The organism is Thermoproteota archaeon, from assembly GCA_030130125.1.
Taxonomy (GTDB): domain Archaea; phylum Korarchaeota; class Korarchaeia; order Korarchaeales; family Korarchaeaceae; genus Korarchaeum.
On the sequence record JARZZM010000003.1, the window covers coordinates 14176 to 32735 of the forward strand.

24 protein-coding genes and 4 tRNA genes are annotated in these 18560 nt (G+C 55.5%); 10 read left to right on the top strand and 18 right to left on the bottom strand.

Annotated elements, in window-relative coordinates; translation table 11 throughout:
• Positions 1–5: 5 nt before the first annotated feature.
• From QI197_00760 to QI197_00775, 4 genes are read right to left on the bottom strand one after another with little or no spacing between them, the layout of a single operon-like run.
• Complete coding sequence (locus QI197_00760) at positions 6–461, bottom strand: 30S ribosomal protein S15 (protein MDK2371908.1); 456 nt, start codon at positions 459–461, stop codon at positions 6–8.
• A 4-nt stretch (positions 462–465) separates the two neighbouring features.
• A complete protein-coding gene (gene rdgB / locus QI197_00765) occupies positions 466–1056 on the bottom strand; it encodes an RdgB/HAM1 family non-canonical purine NTP pyrophosphatase (GenBank protein MDK2371909.1) in 591 nt (196 codons plus the stop codon).
• Positions 1053–1640 (bottom strand): KEOPS complex kinase/ATPase Bud32, encoded by a 588-nt coding sequence (locus tag QI197_00770; protein ID MDK2371910.1) that lies wholly within the window; start codon positions 1638–1640, stop codon positions 1053–1055. Before QI197_00770 ends, rdgB begins: the two co-directional genes overlap by 4 nt.
• 9 nt (positions 1641–1649) lie before the next feature.
• A complete protein-coding gene (locus tag QI197_00775; protein MDK2371911.1) occupies positions 1650–2318 on the bottom strand; it encodes a protein-L-isoaspartate(D-aspartate) O-methyltransferase in 669 nt (222 codons plus the stop codon).
• A 12-nt stretch (positions 2319–2330) separates the two neighbouring features.
• Here QI197_00775 and QI197_00780 point away from each other — a divergent pair, with 12 nt between their 5' ends.
• Positions 2331–2741 (top strand): DUF371 domain-containing protein, encoded by a 411-nt coding sequence (locus tag QI197_00780; GenBank protein MDK2371912.1) that lies wholly within the window; start codon positions 2331–2333, stop codon positions 2739–2741.
• Positions 2742–2744: 3 nt separating this feature from the next.
• Here the strand turns inward: QI197_00780 and truD are convergent, their stop codons facing one another.
• Genes truD through QI197_00795 form a run of 3 tightly spaced genes read right to left on the bottom strand, consistent with a single transcriptional unit; the run spans position 2745 to position 5256 of the window.
• Entirely contained in the window at positions 2745–3827 is a 1083-nt protein-coding gene (truD, locus tag QI197_00785; protein MDK2371913.1) for a tRNA pseudouridine(13) synthase TruD, read from the bottom strand.
• 2 nt (positions 3828–3829) lie between these two features.
• A complete protein-coding gene (gene pth2, locus QI197_00790; protein MDK2371914.1) occupies positions 3830–4186 on the bottom strand; it encodes a peptidyl-tRNA hydrolase Pth2 in 357 nt (118 codons plus the stop codon).
• Entirely contained in the window at positions 4183–5256 is a 1074-nt protein-coding gene (locus QI197_00795) for a glycosyltransferase family 4 protein (GenBank protein MDK2371915.1), read from the bottom strand. The genes pth2 and QI197_00795 overlap by 4 nt, the downstream gene beginning before the upstream one ends.
• A 76-nt stretch (positions 5257–5332) precedes the next feature.
• Here QI197_00795 and fen point away from each other — a divergent pair, with 76 nt between their 5' ends.
• Positions 5333–6361: a flap endonuclease-1 gene (gene fen / locus QI197_00800; protein MDK2371916.1), complete on the top strand. Its 1029-nt coding sequence runs from the start codon at positions 5333–5335 to the stop codon at positions 6359–6361.
• 5 nt (positions 6362–6366) lie between these two features.
• Here the strand turns inward: fen and QI197_00805 are convergent, their stop codons facing one another.
• From QI197_00805 to QI197_00830, 6 genes are all read right to left on the bottom strand, one after another.
• A complete protein-coding gene (locus QI197_00805) occupies positions 6367–6615 on the bottom strand; it encodes a hypothetical protein (GenBank protein ID MDK2371917.1) in 249 nt (82 codons plus the stop codon).
• Positions 6616–6885: a hypothetical protein gene (locus tag QI197_00810; GenBank protein ID MDK2371918.1), complete on the bottom strand. Its 270-nt coding sequence runs from the start codon at positions 6883–6885 to the stop codon at positions 6616–6618. It lies immediately after the preceding gene.
• A 10-nt stretch (positions 6886–6895) separates the two neighbouring features.
• On the bottom strand, positions 6896–7102 hold the full coding sequence (locus QI197_00815) for a zinc finger domain-containing protein (protein MDK2371919.1): 207 nt from the start codon (positions 7100–7102) through the stop codon (positions 6896–6898).
• A gap of 48 nt (positions 7103–7150) precedes the next feature.
• Positions 7151–8065: a hypothetical protein gene (locus QI197_00820; GenBank protein ID MDK2371920.1), complete on the bottom strand. Its 915-nt coding sequence runs from the start codon at positions 8063–8065 to the stop codon at positions 7151–7153.
• A 68-nt stretch (positions 8066–8133) separates the two neighbouring features.
• Positions 8134–8212, bottom strand: a tRNA-Arg gene (locus QI197_00825).
• A 56-nt stretch (positions 8213–8268) separates the two neighbouring features.
• Positions 8269–8433, bottom strand: a complete 165-nt coding sequence (locus tag QI197_00830) for a 50S ribosomal protein L40e (protein MDK2371921.1) — start codon at positions 8431–8433, stop codon at positions 8269–8271.
• Positions 8434–8502: 69 nt separating this feature from the next.
• Between QI197_00830 and QI197_00835 the strand changes: the two genes are divergently transcribed.
• Positions 8503–8853: a hypothetical protein gene (locus QI197_00835; protein ID MDK2371922.1), complete on the top strand. Its 351-nt coding sequence runs from the start codon at positions 8503–8505 to the stop codon at positions 8851–8853.
• Here the strand turns inward: QI197_00835 and sucD are convergent.
• The gene (gene sucD, locus QI197_00840; protein ID MDK2371923.1) at positions 8850–9740 is read right to left on the bottom strand and encodes a succinate--CoA ligase subunit alpha; all 891 of its coding nucleotides are present in this window, start codon (positions 9738–9740) and stop codon (positions 8850–8852) included. The two genes, QI197_00835 and sucD, sit on opposite strands and share 4 nt — an antisense overlap.
• Positions 9741–9800: 60 nt before the next feature.
• Between sucD and sucC the strand changes: the two genes are divergently transcribed.
• Positions 9801–10931 carry an ADP-forming succinate--CoA ligase subunit beta gene (gene sucC / locus QI197_00845; protein ID MDK2371924.1) on the top strand — a complete coding sequence of 377 codons (1131 nt, stop codon included), beginning with the start codon at positions 9801–9803 and terminating at the stop codon, positions 10929–10931.
• A 40-nt stretch (positions 10932–10971) separates the two neighbouring features.
• Positions 10972–11048, top strand: a tRNA-Lys gene (locus QI197_00850).
• A gap of 173 nt (positions 11049–11221) precedes the next feature.
• Here QI197_00850 and QI197_00855 read toward each other — a convergent pair.
• The 3 genes from QI197_00855 to QI197_00865 form a co-directional block, all read right to left on the bottom strand.
• Positions 11222–11297: transfer RNA gene (locus QI197_00855), tRNA-Gln, on the bottom strand.
• A 311-nt stretch (positions 11298–11608) separates the two neighbouring features.
• A complete protein-coding gene (locus tag QI197_00860) occupies positions 11609–12352 on the bottom strand; it encodes a geranylgeranylglyceryl/heptaprenylglyceryl phosphate synthase (GenBank protein ID MDK2371925.1) in 744 nt (247 codons plus the stop codon).
• Positions 12353–12390: 38 nt separating this feature from the next.
• Positions 12391–12741, bottom strand: coding sequence for a hypothetical protein (locus QI197_00865; GenBank protein MDK2371926.1), 351 nt, complete (start codon positions 12739–12741; stop codon positions 12391–12393).
• 74 nt (positions 12742–12815) lie between these two features.
• Here QI197_00865 and QI197_00870 point away from each other — a divergent pair, with 74 nt between their 5' ends.
• Positions 12816–13370 (top strand): DUF99 family protein, encoded by a 555-nt coding sequence (locus QI197_00870; GenBank protein MDK2371927.1) that lies wholly within the window; start codon positions 12816–12818, stop codon positions 13368–13370.
• A gap of 55 nt (positions 13371–13425) precedes the next feature.
• Complete coding sequence (locus tag QI197_00875; protein MDK2371928.1) at positions 13426–15759, top strand: valine--tRNA ligase; 2334 nt, start codon at positions 13426–13428, stop codon at positions 15757–15759.
• Between the two features lies 1 nt (position 15760).
• Here QI197_00875 and QI197_00880 read toward each other — a convergent pair.
• Positions 15761–15870, bottom strand: a tRNA-Ser gene (locus QI197_00880).
• A gap of 55 nt (positions 15871–15925) precedes the next feature.
• On the opposite strand from QI197_00880, the gene QI197_00885 reads away from it, so the two are divergent.
• The 3 genes from QI197_00885 to QI197_00895 all read left to right on the top strand — a co-directional run.
• The gene (locus QI197_00885) at positions 15926–16684 is read left to right on the top strand and encodes an ATP/GTP-binding protein (protein ID MDK2371929.1); all 759 of its coding nucleotides are present in this window, start codon (positions 15926–15928) and stop codon (positions 16682–16684) included.
• Positions 16660–17226 carry a hypothetical protein gene (locus tag QI197_00890; GenBank protein ID MDK2371930.1) on the top strand — a complete coding sequence of 189 codons (567 nt, stop codon included), beginning with the start codon at positions 16660–16662 and terminating at the stop codon, positions 17224–17226. The genes QI197_00885 and QI197_00890 overlap by 25 nt, the downstream gene beginning before the upstream one ends.
• Positions 17227–17274: 48 nt before the next feature.
• The coding region (locus QI197_00895) for a metallophosphoesterase (GenBank protein MDK2371931.1) at positions 17275–18560 on the top strand (1286 nt) is incomplete at its 3' end.

Genomic DNA, 18560 nt, shown 5'->3' on the forward strand with positions numbered 1-18560 from the left:
CCCTTCTAAGATGCGTAGAGTTCAGCCAGCTCGGGGCTGTAGCGCCAGTCCGGTGGGAGCTTGCCTACCCTCTTGTAGTACTTGACCAGCCTGCTTATCTTGGACTCCGTGAGTATGAGGCCCCTCTTGGCGTGGAAGTCCTTCCTGTGCTCCTCCAGATGCTTCCTGATCTTGTATGCCTTGCTTATCAGGGCTAGGAGGTCCTCAGGTATGGGCGGGGCCGCATCGTGCTCCTCAAGTATCTGAGTTATCTTCTTACCGATGACCCTCTTCACTAGGGGTACTCCGTACTCATCCCTGAGTATCATGCCTATCTGGCTGGGAGGCACCCCCCTCTTGCCGAGCTTCACGACCAGCTCCTCTATCTCTTCCTTGGATAGGGGGACCCAGTCCAAGGGAGTCTCCCTAGGGGGCCTAGTCGACTCGGACTTGCCCTTCTTCCTGCTGTGCATCCTAGCCATTTGTTCACCCTTCAGCTCCCCATGACCCAAGCTCGTTTTTAAACAATTGCGCCCCCCTCGCCTGAATGAAACGCCGGAGCTCCCTCACCGCTGCTCCTCTATGGGAGAATGCGTCCTTCTCTTCACCCAGTTCACCGAAGGTCCTGCCTCCCGACCCCTCGGGAATGAAAATGGGATCAAAACCCCAGCCCCCTCCCCTAGGTTCGGTGGATATCTGGCCCCTCGATCTGCCCATAAAGGTCGATAGCTCCCTCCCCGTGTGCAGCACTATGACTGAGATGAACTCCGCTTCCCTATCCTTAACATCGGACATCAGTTTTAGCACGCCCTCGTTTCCCAGCTTCGAGAACACGTAGGAGGAGAACGGTCCCGGGAAGCCCCCCAGCGCGCGTATGAACAGACCGGCGTCCTCCAAGAAGAAGGGCTTAGGTAGGTAGTCTGCCAGCCACAAGGCCGAAGTGAGCGCTACTTCCTCGAGGTCGTCGCTCTGCGGTTCGAGATAGTCCACTTGGATCCATCGGACCTCTACTATGTCGGAGAGCATCCTCCTGAACTCCTCGTACTTGTGCCTGTTAGAGGACGCCAGATAGATCATTTGTATCTCCCCCTAGCCTCCACCTTGACCAGCCTAGCCAGCACCCTGTCAGCGAGTTCACCGCACCTCCGATATCCGCGGAGGAATGATCGCCAAAGCGGCTCCCAGTCGTCTCTGAGGGACTTGAGTGACCTCTTGAGCACGTAAAGGTCGACGGCATAGTCCTCAACGTCGTGGGTGTACTCAGCGAGGCCGAAGTCTATGAGGCATATTCCAGAGGGAGTCACCAGCGCGTTATAGGGGGTAAGGTCGTTGTGGGCTATGTGGGACGAGTGGAGCCTGCAGGCCATGTCCCCGAAGATCTCCATCCTCTCGGGAGTGAGCTCCTCTGCAAGCCTCGCACCCTCTATGAACTCCATCATCAGTGAGTCCTCCCACACATCCAGCACGGCCGGAACGCTCACTCCTCCCAGTCTAGCCTTCCTCATCAACCTAGCCTCCTTCCTAGTCCTCCCCCTCCTCAGGTGGATGTCCAAGTCGGGGTGCCTGTACCCTTTCTTGATCCTCCTCTTCACCACCACGGGGAGACCCATGAACTCGGTCCTGTAGAGTTCCGCCTCAGCTCCTCTGTATATCAGCTCCATCCCATTAGCTCACCTCCAACCGAACTTGCCCCTCAAGGGGACGAAGGCCACATCCGTGACCCTCTTGGTGACCATCTTCCCCCCGACTTTCTCTACTAGAAGGAGCTCCTGGCCCCAGAGCCCCGGGGTCCCGACGGGGATGACCATCTTGCCCCCCTCCTTGAGCATCTCGAAGAGGGGCTTTGGAATGTCGGGCGCAGCGGCGGTCACTAGTATCCTGTCCACCTTCACCCTCATGGGAACCCCGGCGCTGCCGTCCATGTTGAGCACGTGGGCCCTGCAGGAGTACCCCGCGGCCATCAGATTGTAACGCGCGAGTGTAGCGAGATGGGGGTCTATCTCGACGCTCACTACGACTCCCCAAGTGTGGGGCGGTTTTTCCGATGGAGCCACTATCTCGGCCACCGTAGCAGCGTGATATCCGCTGCCCGCCCCCACCTCCAGCACCATGTGACCCACATCCAAGTCCAAGAGCTCGTTCATCATGAATACCATGTGGGGGGCGCTTATGGTCTGCCCCTCCCCTATGGGGAGAGGTGTGTCAGCGTAGGCCATGTCCTTATAACTTTCAGGGACGAACAACTCCCTCCTGACCCTTTCAGCGGCCCTCCTGACCTTCTCGCTCCTTATTATTCCGAGCCTCACCAGCCTATCCACTAACGATTTATGGGCGTCCATCCGGGGAAACTTATGCTGGAGGAAATAATAGCTTACGGGCACCCCAACATAACTGCCAGGCACAGGACCACGCTTCAAGTGACTAAGGACGAGGAGATAACCCTGAGGGCGGACTGCGTCATAGGGGTCAGGGCCGATAAGGCGGTGATGGACCTCTCGCAGGAGCTCAAGTCCCACCTGATCGGGGGAGGGTCCGTGAGTATCACCATTTCAGTGGGGGGAATGGAGTTCCGCCTAGAGGCGGTGGGAGATCCGAGGCTCAGGCTCACTCACGCTAGGGATGTGGTCGTGAGGAGATCCGACTTTATCGATGATAGGACCTTGGCCATAAGGTCCAGCGCCGCGGCCAAGGATCTGCCTAGGGAGATGGTGAGGGTCATGAGGAGGGCTGATGAGGTGGTGGTCATGGAGATAATCTTCTGACGGTCAGTGAAACCCCTGAGCCACCGGATCCTTGGGTTTGATGATCTCCCTCAGAAAGGAAGTGGCGTAAGTCCCTCTATCGAGGAAGAAGGATAGAACCAGATTATTCCCTCCCCAAAGTGACGTCAGGGACTTGGCCCTCGCCAGCGCCGCTCTGAGGCCCCCCAAGGCGCTTATCTCCGGAAGTTCCCTGAACAGGAACAGGTCCAAGGATACACCCTCCTCCCTCAGCAAGTCCCTCAGTGCCTCCGAGGCCCATCCCCTCACCCTAGTGTAGGCCCCGGGAATGGGTAGCACCAACTCACCATCTTCGGGGTAGAGGGCCACCTCACCGTTCTCCTTGACGACGAGATCCCCCCTTCTCGGGTCGAGGCCCTCAAACAGCCTCTTTGACAGGAGCAGGTTGAAGAGGTAGGATTGATAGGAGTGGACGTAGAACTTGAGCAGTTCCACCCCCACATCACTGGCCAGCTGCCTTAGGCTCCTACTTTGGGTCTCGTACCCCTGATCCGCCATCATAGATGTGACTGACCTGAGATCTCTGAGGAGGAGGGCTTTACCTATTTCGTGGTTGAAGGGGGGCCTCACCCCAAACCTCTGGTAGGAGAAGAAGTTGGGGAACCTATTGGGTATGGAGGAGGTTAAATCAGCCCCCCGGACAACTGTGGTGAAGTGGTTGCCGTCGTTCCTCCCCTTGGACAGGGGTTCGCGGAGCCGTCCCGCTGGCCTGATCCACACGCCGTTTTTGACCTCCCTGAGCCTGAATCTCCCCTCAATAGAGAAGAACTGGAAGGTCACGGCCCTAGCGTCCTTCAGGCCTGCATACCTGACCCGACCACCCAGCTCCCTGCTGATGAGGGAGGCGAGCTCCCTGGTCCCCATCTTGGTGAATTTGGCGGCTACCAAGTAGTGATAGGGTCCCTCTGACGGGAAGTCCTCCAGCCCTAGGAGGACCCGGGATGCCCTCTTTCCCATGAGGACCTCGTCCACTATGAAATCGATGAGCCTCTCCTTTATTCTCCCGCCGATTCCACCACCTTCAGTGAGGTAAGTTAGCATCCCCAGCCTCTCGTCCAGTTCGGGCACCTTCACCTGTACAGCCTCAGCCTCCCGGTGACCCTATCGATCCTCTCGCTCTCGTGGGGCCCTATCCCAACGGCCGTGGGAGTTCCGGGTTCCAGCTCGGTCAGGCCAGCATCCCTTATCAGGACCGCAGGCAGGTCCATCTCCAAAGCCTCCCGATAGAGATCCATGAGCTCGTCCTCGCTCCCCACCTGAACGACCACCTTCTTGGCTCCCTCCTCTCTCCACATTCTGTACAAATCCGGCATCCTCTTTCTCACCACTTCCGCTGCCTCGAGTGATGCGTGGGCTACCTGAACCGCAAGTTTGCCGCAGCTCATTCCCAGATCCTTCCTCACCACTATGACCTGCTTGTACCTCATGAGAGCACCTTCCCAAGCAATCTCAGGTAATCTAGGGCAACATGCCTCCACGTCCTAGATAGGGCCTTATCCCTACCTCTCTCACCCATCTCCTCCCTGAGATCGTCGTTCAGTAGGAGGAAGGCCACCCTATCTGCTATCTTCTCGGCATCCCTATCCTCGATGTAACCATTCACCCCATCCTCCACTAGGTCCCTAGCCCCACCCACGTCAGTGGTGATCACGGGAGTGCCAGCAGCCATCGCCTCCCTTATCACCAATCCGTAGCCCTCATACCTAGCTGGATGGAGGAGGAGATCGGCCGCTTTATAGTATTTGACCGTCTCCTCGAACTTCTTACGACCTAGAAGGATGATGCGGTTCCTCACACTCAGGCGGTCGGCGTTCCCCTCTATGATCCTTCTGAGGGGACCCTCCCCGATCAGGAGGAACTTCGCGTCTATCCCCCTCCTCGACAGGAGGGCCGCCACCTCCGGGACCATGTCGAACCCCTTGGCCTCGATCAGGGCCCCGACCGATAAGACTAGCTTATCTCTGGGATCCAAGCCCAGCCCCTCTCTCACCTCCTCCTTGGGAGGGAGGGCTAGAAAGGGCTCTGGATTGATACCTCCAGGTATGATCTCGCTTACCTCTATGCCCGAATCCTCGAGGCGCTCGGCCAACCAACTACTCACGGAGATCACCGCTTCAGCCCTAGAGGATGCAATTCTGGAGAGGCGGGGCGAGATCCTGAGATCACTGCCGTGAAATGTGACGGTGTAGGGCACTCCGAGGAAGCTTGCAAGCCAGGCGGCGACGCCGGAAGTTATGGCGTACTGGGCTAGGGCCACATCCGGTCCCTCCCTGACTAGCGAGAATGCCGAATGGGTCATGAACGCGAGCCCCCTGAGACCCCGAATCCCCACGTTAGGGGACCTCCTCACCTGCTCTCCCCACCTAGAGCTGGCGTAGTGGTAGGAGACGACGACCACATCGTGCCCTAGGGACATGAGCTCTCCAGCTAGGTGCATGGTGTATATCTGCACGCCGCCAATGTCTGGATGGTAAGGCCCCACGAGCGCTATCCTCATCTGGGGGAGTTGACGGTCCAACTTGATAAAGACCAAGGTTTAATTCGAGGGAGCGGCGGAATAACTGTGACCTCCCATGGGGGTCAAGATAGGTGACCTCATAGCCAAGAAGGTGGAGCTCAGGCTGAAGGACCTGTCTGGAAAGAGGTTGGCCCTCGATGCGTTCAACGCGATGTACCAGTTCCTCGCCAAGATAAGGCAGCCAGATGGCACGCCTTTAATGACCAGCAAGGGGGAGATAACCAGCGTCCACTCTGGGGTCTTCTACAGGACCGCGAACCTGCTGAAGGAGGGGATAATTCCCGTCTACGTTTTCGATGGAGAGCCACCGGAGTTTAAGGCCGAGACCGTTGAGGAGCGCATAAAGATGAGGGAGGAAGCTGAGGAGAGGTGGAAGGAAGCACTCCAGAAGGGAGATCTGGAGGAGGCCAGGAAGTACGCCCAAGCAGCGTTGATGGTCACGGATGAGATGGTGGAGGACGCTAAGCAGATACTCCGACTGATGGGCGTTCCAGTCGTGCAGGCGCCAAGCGAGGGTGAAGCCCAAGCCGCCTACATGGCCGCCAAGGGGGATGTCTGGGCCGCCGCCTCCCAAGATTACGATTCCCTCCTGTTCGGCGCGCCAAAGCTCGTTAGAAATGTTACGATCACAGGTAAGAGGAAGCTTCCAGGGAAGAATATCTACGTTGATGTGCATCCCGAGTTAATAGAGTTGAAAGGGGTTCTAGAAGCCCACGGGATCACTAGGGAGCAGCTGATACTCATAGGCATCCTAGTGGGGACCGACTACAACCCCGGGGGTGTCAGGGGAATAGGAGTAAAGAGGGCATTGGAGCTCGTGAAGAGATTCCCGAAGCCCGAGATCCTCTTCTCTAAGGTGAATTGGGAGTTCGATGTGGATGCCCGAAGCATATTCGAGTTCTTCCTGAATCCACCCACCACCGATAATTATGACACCAACCTGAAGAGGCCCGATAGGGAGGGATTGCTCAAGTTCATGGTTGAGGAGCACGAATTCTCGGAGGACAGGGTGAGAAAGGTGATAGATGAGATCGAGGAGGCGTACAAGATGTTGGCCGGGGGAGGGCTGGAGGCCTGGTTCTGAGCCGCTCACTCCTCGTCTGGTGTCAGATATCTTCTCTCACCGGCTATTTCGATGAGCAGCTCTCCCTTCTTACCGCTTGCTGATGTGACGACTTTTCCCATTACCTCCAGCTTCAGCAGGGCTTCCTCTATCTGTGAGAGAGATATCCCCGGTATTTTAGAGGAGACCAGCTCGTACAGATCCCTGTCGTTTATGACCTTCTTGCTCCTGACCACATCGTAGACTACTGTGAGGAGGGGCAGGTTCCGGGACATTCAGCCCGCCCTACTCACCCTCTCAAGTTCGGCACTGCTCACTCCTTCAATGCCCTGTATGGCCTCCATTATCTTGTCGGTTATTCCGTCCTCCTCCGGGGCGGTGAGCACCACGTTGAGGGCCGTTATCCCGAAGCCAATGGGTTTCTCCTCGTAGCTCTCTAGATTACCCCCGATTGAGGAGAGGGCCCTCTTGAGGTCCTCAACGACCTTGGCCTGTTCCACGCTCCCATCGAGGAGTACTCTCACTAGAGCAATTATCCTGGCCATCCAGACCACCTCACGGACCAACGAACCCGCAGTTAGGGCAGACATACTCGTTGGCCTGCTTCCTGCAGACCTTGCACCTCACTATGACAGCCTCTCCGCAGTTAGGGCAGCGGAAGGCCACGAATCCCTGCTCGTAAGTGACCTTCTTACCGCACGAGGTGCAGTAAACATCCTCGTCGGGAGGTACTAGGGTGAAGACTAGGCTCTCGCTGGACACTTCATCACACCGGTAAGGGCCACGCTCCACGGTAATTTAAAGATGTCCCTAACTGGCCTGCGACCGGAACCTCTCAGTGAGGGTCACCAAGTAGGTCTTGCCGTACTTCTTCCTCTCCACGACCTTCCTATCGACCAGATCCTTCAGCAGTCTGCTTATCTTTGGTTTAGAGAACCCGGTCAGCTCGGGGAGCTCCTCCTGCGACACCTCGCCCCTCTCCATGACGACCTCTATGAGCTTCCTCTCATCCACGGTGAAAAAGTCCATTATGTCGGAGGGACCCGGCTTGGGCCTCAGCCTGTAGATCAGGACCGCCACTGCCAGACCGGCAAGCAGACCGGTGAGGAGGGGGAGGGGGCTGAGTATCTCCCTCATTATGAACGAGGGTGACCATCCGCCTGAGAAGGGCTTGGTACCTCCTATCTCCCCAATGACCTCCACCTTGTACCCTTGAGATGTGAACTTAGCTGCCTCCTCCCTATCCAGGCTATTGCCTATCACCACCAAGCTCCTCACATCCTTGAGGTGCTCCCTCAGGGCCGCTTCAAATCCCTCGGGAGGCCTGCCGTCCATCGTGTAGATTATCGGGGCGTTCCTCTCCACGGCAACGGAGAGCGCTACCATGTAGTAGGAGGAATTGAGCCCGTCAGCCAGCACCACCGAATCGCAGTCGTTCCAGTAGTACATAGCTAGGAGGAGGGATGTGTCGAGCCTAGTTGCCCCTCCTATCCTGCTGACGGTCGCCCCCATCCCTCGTAGCTTCTCCTCGAACTCAATGGGGACGGCGTTAGGGGCACCTATTATGAGGATGCTCATTCCCTTACGGAACCTCATGAACCCGGAGAGGAGTTTGAGCACCTCTCCCTCGTTGTCCGCCGTTAGATGCATGACCCAAGATCCGTGGGTTATGCCATAGGCCATGGCCACCGCCCAATCGGTGTATATGTCCCCCCTAACGATCACTGCATCGAAGCGGATTGGTTGCCCCGAGATGGGTAGCAGAGGTATGATCAGGATGATCAGCAGGAGTATGGCGGGCCCGCCGGGACTCGAACCCGGGACCTCCGGCTCCGCAGGCCGGCGCTCTAATCCTTGCTGAGCTACGGGCCCGCTCATTTGAAACCCTCCGAGTGAGAGGAGCTTGTGGATTGAAAAAGGTTAGTGGATCACTTCCTCACGAGCTTGGTCTTCTTCAGCCGGAGGTTCTTGCTCCTGCACCTCCTGCATCTAGTAGCGCTTAGGGGATTTCTAGCGCCGCATTTCCTGCATATCTTGTATCCTAGCAAGGCTTTCATAGCCACACTCCTTTTGAATGGGTCTTCTATCGGCATTTCGATCTCCCAGCTAGGGGCATCGCACGGCTTGATAAAACTTTATGCCTGTAGATCATGGGATAGATCATGGGCTCGGGATTGAGGGAGAGGGTGCTCAGGGAGCTTAGTGGGCCGGAGGTGCTCCATCTCAGGGAGCTCTTGAGGAGGCTGGATGTCTCCATCTCCGAACTTAAGCCTGTACTGGAGGAGATGGTGAGAGAAGGGCTGGTCGAGAAGTTCTCTCATGGAGGATACACATTCTACAGGATAACCAGTGAGGGTAAGGGGTTCCTGCTTCAGATGGAGGCCGAGTCCCAACTCCCAAGTGAGGGGGTGGGGATAGGGGCGGAAGTGAATGAGGGTTCAGAAATAAGGATCGAAGAAGGTGAGAGTGAGGATACAGAGGGTGGAGGTCAGGTGGACGATTCGGGGACTTAGGCCAACCCCCTTTCCTTCATCACCTTCTCCAGTAGGGGAGCTATTTCGAATGGAGTCTTGGCCACCGGCACCCCGGCTTCCCTGAATGCCGCCTCCTTGCTCTCAACGGTACCCTGCCCTCCGGTTATTATGGCTCCCGCGTGTCCCATCCTCTTGCCGGGAGGAGCGGTCCTTCCAGCCACGTACGCTACCACCGGCTTGGGATAGTTCGTCTCTTTTATGTAACGAGCGGCCCTCTCCTCAGCATCTCCCCCGATCTCCCCTACCAAGACAACTGCCTTCGTTTCTGGATCCTCCTTGAATATCTCCAGCACCTCTATGAAGTTAAGTCCAGTTATCGGATCTCCACCTATGCCTATGGTAGTGCTTGATCCGTAGCCGTCCTCCTTGAGTGAGATGGAGATCTCATAGGTTAGGGTCCCGCTCCTCGAGACTATCCCGACCGGTCCAGGAGCAAAGGCATCGGCGGGCATTATCCCTATCTTCACCCTGCCAGGCGCGATTATACCGGGACAGTTGGGCCCTATTATTGTGGTTCCCTTGCTCTTCGCGTAACTCACGAACTTGGCCGTGTCGTGAACGGGTATGCCCTCCGTTATCACCACCACTAAGGGTATTCCGTTATCGACAGCCTCGATAACAGCATCCAAGGCGAAGGGGGCTGGCACGAATATTATGGAGGCGTCTATAGGTCCAGCCTCCTTAATCGCTTCCTCCACCGTGTCGAAGACCGGAACACCGTGGACCTCCGTTCCCGCCTTTCCTGGAGTAACCCCAGCGACCACGTTCGTTCCATAATCAAGCATGAGCTTCGTGTGGATGGTTCCCTGCCTTCCAGTAATGCCCTGAACTAGCACCTTCATGCCCTCGCGTACCAGTATCGCCATCCGATCACCGGGTCCAATCGGCGGTGTAATGATTAAAATTATCGATGGAAGGATTGCCCTATGAGGTTGCTCGAGTACGAGTCAAAGGAGGCGCTCGCTTCAAAAGGAGTGCCAATCCCCCAAGGTGAAGTCGCCAGAACTCCAGAGGAGGCTGCCGTTATAACTGAGAAGCTAGGTGGTAGGGCTGTTTTGAAGATTCAGATCCCCCATGGGCAGAGAGGGAAGGCTGGAGGGATAAAGGTAGTCAGCTCACCGGAGGAGGCTAGGCAGGTAGCCAGAGAGCTGCTCTCCAAGACATTCTACGGTTACAAGCCTGAGTCCTTGCTGGTGGAGGAGCCCATAAAGGTCAAGACCGAGATATACGTGGGCGCGATCGCCGACAGAAATGCGAGGAGCATGACCTTCATCTCCACCCCCTATGGGGGGATGGAGGTCGAGGAGATCGCTGCGGAACATCCTGAGTCAATAGAAAAGAGGTCCGTCCATCCCCTGCTCGGGATGGTTCCCTACATCGCCAGGGCTTTGGCCAAGAACGCCTCCATGAATGTGCCTGACAAGCTGAGGGAGATCCAGAAAGTTGTTATGGCTTTATGGGAGGTCGCTAGGGACTACGATGCCATGATGCTCGAGATAAACCCTCTAGCGGTCACGGAGGACGGCAGGTTATTGGCCCTAGATGCTAGGATAGAGGTGGATGACAACGCCCTGTTCAGGCACAAGGAGTTCGAGAAGCGATACTATGCGGTGGGCAATCCTAGGGAAGCGGAGGCAAAGAGGAAGGGAATAGCTTATGTGGAGCTCGAGGGTAACGTGGGCACGATGGCCAACGGAGCAGGTCTGGCGATGGCCACCATGGACCTAGTCTACACCTTCGGAGGGAAGCCTGCCAACTTCTGTGATGTAGGAGGGGGCGCCTCAGCTGACAGGGTTGCTGAGGCTCTGGAGCTTGTGGTGAGCAATCCCAACGTGAAGGTGGTCCTGATAAACACGCTATGCGGAATAACCAGTTGCGTGGATGTGGCTGAGGGTGTGAGGAAGGTTCACGAGAAGGGCCTCCTCAAAGTGCCCGTGGTGGTCAGGATGTCCGGTAACAGGGCTGAGGAGGGCAAAAGCATCCTGTCGGAGCTCGGAGTAAAGGCGACGGAGAAGGCCGTGGAGGCAGTGAAGCACGCCATCGAGCTGGCCAAGTGAGGGAACTTTTTTATATCCCTCTAATCCCTAGTAGGTGATGGGGCCCGTAGCTCAGAATGGTAGAGCGCCCGGCTCTTAACCGGGAGGTCGGGGGTTCGAAGCCCCCCGGGCCCGCCATCTGTTTCCTTCTGTAGTCCGTAGCCTCTTACGATCATCGATCTTGATTGCCTAGAAATCGATACTCCCCGTGAGGTTCACATTTTGATGACACCCTAGCTCACACCTCAACGATTTGGTGTGTTTGAAGAAATGGGTAAAGCATTGGTTTTGGAGTTATAATGAGTGAAATGTGGTAGCCCCGCCCGGATTCGAACCGGGGTCTCCGGGTCCAGAGCCCGGCGTGCTTGGCCGCTACACCACGGGGCTCCGGAGTGATCATCGTCGTGATAAGTTCATAAGCTTTGCGGTGGAGTCCCCGCGGTCCCTAGAAAGACTGACTACCTCACCGCTTTACTGACGATTTATTTTATGTGTATTTGGCATGGATATGTAACTTCTTTGAGCATTTAGGATGGAGGTATCCAGCTGATGGAGCATCTAATGACAGGACCCCATCATCTGATCAAGAGGCATGGCCGGGGGGACGGCGATCAGGGGCTCTCCTTTAATGTTAGCGTTCCTGATAAGGTTCTAGGGGATCAGTTGAGCGATCGGCTCTATTTCGTGGATCTAGCAGGTTAGGCTCTAGAGGTCCTCTCCTTGAGGGATCTCACCTTCTCCTCTACGTTGCCGCCCTCCTCTATGTGAGTTCCCACCACCACTATGTCGGCGCCCGCCCTAACCCTCTCCTCCACCTGGTCGGGGGACCTCAATCCCCCTCCCACTATCATCCCGAGTCCCGTCTTCGCTCGAACTGCGGCCACCATCTCGACTGGAACTGGCTCCTCAGCACCGCTACCCGCCTCGAGATACACCCACCTCATGCCCAACAACTCAGCCGCCATGGCGTAGGTCAGCGCTATCTCCGGCTTCTTCCTAGGAATGGGATTTACCCACCCAACCCATCCCGCGGCGCTAGTGTGTCCGGGTTCGACTACGAGGTATGCGGTGGGCATGACCTCTATTCCCAGCCCCCTAACGACCGGCGCCGCTAAAGCTTGGGCTTGGATTATCCAGTAGGGGTTGGACGAGTTTAGGAGGGACATGAAGAGTATCGCGTCAGCGTAGGGAGAGACCCCGTCCACGTTACCGGGGAAGAGTATTACAGGGAGATCGGATCCCTCCTTGGCTCCCAGTATGGTATCGTTGAGCCCGAAGGCTGCGCCAACAGAGCCACCAACGAATATTAGATCAGCCCCACCTCTCTCAGCTTGGGAGGCTATTTGACGCGCCTGATCCCTCGTGAGGTTTGCGGGATCCAGTAGCACGGCGAGAAGGGCCTCCTTCCTCGATCTCTCCCTTATCCTCTCCTCTATGGACATCTCTCTTTGGGAGAGATGAGACAATATAAGGAGGGGTGTTAGTCATCTGCTCCAAGTTCGGCCAACCTAGCCAGCCTAGTGGACAGATCTTTGAGCCTCTTCTTACTATCCTTATCCAGCTCCATGTGCTCCAGCTCGGAGACTATGCTATTCAAGTAGTCCAACAATCTATGGCGACTCTCCCCAATCAGACCACGTAGCGGAAAGCCCTGTAGGGGAGTCACCCTGGAGTAGAGCTTCGGACCCAAGTAGCACCTCTTTTTCCTCCACTTGCTACCCTCCTTGTATATGTGAACCGCGTAGAAGTACACCTGCTTGGATCCCTTGACTGTCCTCCTCTCGATGTAGCTGTAGGGCTGACCGCAGCGTGGACATATCTTCTCGCTCATTACCCACAAATTTATGGGTAAAAATATAACCTTTGCCCCCCTAAATTTATGGGGGGCTGGAGGCGAGTGACCCGATGAAGAGAGGGATCAGGATACTCGCCGTGGACGATGCACCCTTCAATAAATGGTCGGATGAGAAAGCATTCCTCGTCGGACTTCTCTTCAGGGAGTTGACTCTTGAGGTGGCCTTGAGGGAGATCGTGAGCGTCGATGGCGATGACTCGACCTCAGCCCTTGTCAGGATGGTGAGGCATCCAAAGGTAAGAGAGGAGGTGAAGGTGGTCTTCACTCACGGGACGACGTTCGCGGGCCTCAACCTGCTCGATATGCGATCCTTCTATGAGGAGACCGGCGTGCCGGTGATAGCCGTCACCTCAAAGGAACCTACTGATGAGATAAGGGATGCGCTCCGGGCCGCAAAGCAGGAATGGAAGGACGAGATTCTAGAGAGGAACCCGCCCTATAAGGCGCTCGAGACCCCACATGGAACCTGCTACTACTCCCACCTTGGATTGGGAAGGGATGAGGTTGAAGAGTTGCTGAGGAGGTACTCCATAGAGTCCAAGCTACCTGAGCAGCTTAGGGTGACTGACCTAGTGGCGAGGCTGCTCGAGGGCTTGATCCCTTAAACTATTTATTGACGGAGGGGATCATCAGGAGAGCTGAAGGAAAGGAGGGATCCCTTTGTCTAGACGAGAGCCCCGACTCAAGGAAAAGCACTGGTCTCCTGATATGGAGCTCGAGATGCAGAAGGTGTGGGAGGAGGAGAATACTTACCACTTCAATCCGGGCTCTGGTAAGCCCCTCTTTTCCATAGATACGCCACCTCCCTACGCCAGCGGTAAGTGGCACATAGCTGCAGCCATCCATTATTCTCAGATCGACATGATCGCGAGGACCCAGAGGATGAAGGGTTACGAGGTCTACTTCCCCTTCGGAGTGGACAGGAACGGCCTCCCGGTGGAGGTGGAGACCGAGAAGAGGTACAAGATTAAGATGTTCGAGTACCCGAGAGAGGAGTTCCTCAAGCTGTGTAGGGAGTTCCTAGACGAGGCCGAGCAGGATATCCTCTCAATAGTCAGGAGATTGGGTATCAGCGCAGACACCAAGAACTACTTCCAGACTGATAGCGAGCAGTGGAGAGCCGTGACCCAAGCAACATTCATCGATGCTTGGAATAAGGGATATGTTTACGAGGACTACAGGCCGAACATATACTGCCCGAGGTGCAGGACCACACTAGCTGATGCGGAGGTCGAATACAAGGAGCTCCCCACTAAGCTCGTGTACCTCAAGTTCAGGGTGGAGGGGAGTGAAGAGGAGGTAGTCGTGGCAACTACTAGGCCGGAGCTCCTCCCAGCATGTAAGGCGGTCATATACAATCCTGACGATGAGAGGTACAAATGGCTGAAGGGGAAGAGGGTGGTCACGCCCCTCGGGGATGCTATACCCGTTATGGAGCACCCGTACGCTGACCCCAAATTCGGGACCGGCTTGGTGATGATATGCTCCTACGGTGACAAGATGGATGTCCAGCTCTTCAGGGAGCTCGGTCTGGAGCCGAAGATAGTGGTCAATGAGGATGGCACCCTCAACGAGAGCGCAGGTGAGTATGCGGGCCTAACTATACAGGAAGCAAGGGAGAGGATAATGGAGGATTTGGAGCGGAAGGGGCTCGTTGAGAAGGTCGAGACCATAATGCACAGGACTCCTGTGTGCTGGCGTTGCAAGACCCCTCTGGAAATAGTCCCGATGAGGGAGTATTATCTGAAGCAGGTGGATCTGGTTCCGGAACTCGAGGAATACCTTGATGTGGTGAGGTTCTACCCGGAGTGGGCGTCCAACTACTGGAGGGACTGGTTGAAGTCCGTGAGTTCCGACTGGCCCATCTCTAGGAGGAGGTACTACGCCACGGAGATACCGGTGTGGTACTGCAAGAGCTGCGGAAAGCCCGTGTTACCGCCTCCCGGCAAGTACTACCAGCCTTGGAAGGAAGACCCTCCCTACGACAGGTGCCCGCACTGCGGTTCGACGGCTGGCTTCGAGGGAGAGAGGAGGGTCTTCGACACATGGATGGACTCCTCCATCTCTCCCTTGGTCTACAACGGATTCGGTTGGGACGACAAGCTCTTCGGTAAGCTGGGATCGAGCGATCTGAGGCCTCAGGGCAAGGACATAGTGAGGACTTGGCTCCACTATACTTTCCTGAGGGTGCATCAGGTGCTAGGGAAGCCGGCCTTCAAGCACGTCTGGATATCGGGAATGGGACTGGATGCGAAGGGCAGGGCGATGCACAAGAGCTTGGGTAACATAATATACCCGTGGCCCCTGTTCAAGAAGTATGGAGCCGATGCTGTGAGGTTCTTCGGTGCGGCGGAGGCGCATCACGGCTCAGACTTCAGGATATCTGAGAGGAAGATAGAGGGGGCCTACAAATTCCTGCAGAAACTGTGGAACGTAGCCAGGTTCATCTCACAATTCGAGGAACCTGAGGAGATGCCTGAGTTGGAACCCACTGATCTCTGGATACTGGGAGAGCTGAACAGGTCTATAAGGAGAGCTCTATCAGGGTATGAGAGGTTCGACTTCTTCGATCCGGCTAACGAGGTCAGGATCTTCGTCTGGGATGTGTTCGCCCCGCACTACATAGAGCTCGTCAAGGGAAGGGCCTACGGTGATGGTGTGGGTGAAGGGAAGTCGGTGGCCGCGAGGTGGACCCTCCACTACGTCTTGAAGGCCGTGCTTAGATTAGCGGCCCCCGTCATCCCCCACATCACTGACTACATATGGAGGAGCATCTATGGAGGAACGGTCCACAGGGAGCTCTTCCCCGAGGTGAGGGAGGAGTGGGACACTGAGTACTTGAAGCTCGGGAGTAAGTTAATGGAATTCAACAGCTTGATCTGGAAGACCAAGAAGGAGAGAGGCATGAGGATGAAGGATCCAATAGGGATGGAGATCCCTATAGAACTTAAGCCGTTCGAGGAAGATCTGAGAAGTCTTCACAACATAAAGTAAGTGGCGCCGGGGGTGGGATTCGAACCCACGAGGCCCGTGAGGGCCACCGGATCTCGAGTCCGGCCCCTTGCTTCGCCGGGCGCCTGGGCCCTCTGGCTAGGGTACCCCGGCTCTACCCCGCCACTTCCTCTCTGGTCTCTGGGGCTATAAATGTTGGGGTGGTAAGATGGACGCTGCCATAGTCTTGGGGACAGCTGGATCAGGTAAGACTACCTTCACTGCGAGTTACTCCGAATGGCTGAGGAGGAGGTTCATGCCGCTCCGAAGTTGCACAGCCAACTTGGATCCGGGAGTGCTGAGCCTGCCCTACAAACCCGATTATGATGTTAGAGAGCTGGTCAGCGTGCAGGATATAATGGAAAGAGAAGGATTGGGCCCCAACGGCGCTCTGGTGAGGGCTGCGGAGATCATGGTGGCTAAAATGGATGAGATAGTCGAATCCCTATGCTCTCTCAGCTGCGATCATCTGGTGATAGACACTCCAGGGCAAATGGAGATCTTCGCCTTCAGGCCCTTGGGGAGAGTGCTGTGTGAGAGGCTCTCCTCATGCCTTAATCTGGCTGCCGTCTTTTTAGGAGATCACGAACCGGGAAGGGAACTGGAGGATGTCGTTACCTCTGCCCTGCTTGCCAAGATACTAGAACTGAAGCTCGGAGTGACTGTGATCCCCCTGCTCAACAAGATGGATATCTGGTGGGGTGAGGGGATCGAGGAGGTATGGGGGAGAGTGCTGAGGGGGGAGGTGGATGGGCTCAATACTGGCGAGGGTACCCTATCTGATGCACTGTTGGAGCTCGTGAGGGCCGTCTCCTCCTTCAAATCACCGGTCAGGGTGGTGGCCATCTCGGCTAAGGAGAGAACCAACTACCAAGAGGTTTTCGATCTTCTAAGTGAGGTGTGGTGCTCCTGCGGAGATATGACTTGATCGGCATTGACCTAGCCGTTAAGAAACCCTCCTCCTTGGCGGGTTACTCAAAAGGGAGGGGGATAGAGATATGGAGAATGACCCATCATGAGCTATTAGAGGGGGAGATTGAGGCCGAGCTCGTCGTTATAGATGCGCCCCTCTCCCTTCCCAAGGAGGGTGCCTTCAGGGACTTCGAAAGGGAGATGTTATTGAGAGGATACAGGCTCTTACCTATAAAGAATGGACCGATGAGAGAGCTAGCGATCATAGGATCTCAGCTGAAGCTTAAATTGGAGAGTATAGGGGTTAAGGTGTTGGAAACTCATCCATCCTCAGCCCTGAAGGCGATCGGAATAACTAGGCATCAAGTGGTATCCTTCCTGTCGAATATGGGCTTCATCTCAAGCCCACCTAAGAGTGAAGATGATGAGGATGCCCTGATATGCCTGTTAGTAGGTATGCTCTACCTGAAGGGAGGAATAGAGATCTATGAGGGCGAGGAGGGGTTGATGGTCCTGCCCAAGCCAGGATTGAGGCTCAGGGATTTGGATCTCACTTGAAGGAATTGAGATCACCTTTTTAGTAGCGATGGGGGTAACTGACATTAGATGGCACAGCAAGTGGAGATCGTCAGGAAGTTCTTGGGTAGGGGCTATAACATATCACCAGAGGCTTTGGCCCTCTTAATGGAGCAAGACATTGGGGAGGTAGACTCCTTACTTGATTCTATTCCTGATAAACCCGTAATAGAGTTACATGACTTGGAAGAAGCATTAAGGAGGATGAGGAGGCGCGTGGAGAGGCGAACCTCCTATGCTACTGGAGAGGTCTTGGAAGGGGTAAGCGTCATCAAATCCCCCACAAATTTGGGGGTAAAGGGAAGCCCAGAGGAATTCGTGGAACTCATGAGGAAGAGGTTTCAGTTCTTGAAATCTGTTCTCATGAGTAGGAGCGGGATAGATCCCATTCCCATATCCAATCTCCTGAATTCGACGTCCAGAAATGGAGATAGAGTGCTCGTGGTCGGGATGGTTTTGGAGAAAAGAGTGCTGAGGGACTTCTCCATAAGGATGGAGATAGATGATGAGAGCGGGTCGATCCCCGTCATATTCAAGAAGGGGAGTAGATACTGGGATAAAGCCGATAAGATTCCTGTAGATAGCGTGATAGCTGTCAAGGGAACCTTCGTCAATGGGAAACTTTACGCTGATACTTTCAGGATCCCAGATCTCAATGGCGAGCTGGTGAGGCCGGGCTCGGCATCTGGGAGAGTTGCCTTGGTAAGCGACATCCACATGGGAAGTAAATACTTCAACGAGGAGGCCTTTGAGAGGTTCGTGAGGTGGTTGAACAGCGACCAGGCAAGAGATGTGAAGTATTTGGTGATCTGCGGCGATTTGGTTGATGGTATCGGTGTCTACCCCAATCAGGAGGAGGAGTTGAAGATATCGGACGTGTACAAGCAGTTCCAACTGGCGTCAGGGTTCTTGGAGAGGATCCCTAAGGACATCAAAGTAGTCTATATACCTGGTAATCACGAGCCCGTCAGGCAGGCGGAGCCCCAGCCAGTCGTCCCAGAGGAGTATTTGGATCATCTGTTGGAGGTCAGACCTGATCTCATAGCCCTTCCTAATCCGGCGATGATAGGTATAGGCGATGTACGTATTCTGATCTACCACGGACGAAGTCTGAATGCCATCTTCAAACATATACCTGGATTGCAGCCCATAAGGCCTGAGACCGTCGTTGAGGCCATGAGATGGATCCTCAGGCTAAGGCACTTGGCTCCCATCTATGGAGAACACCCGATAGCACCAGAGAGTGAGGACTGGCTTCTAGTGGATCAGATACCCCATGTTCTCCACGTCGGCCACATCCATGTATACGGAGTGGG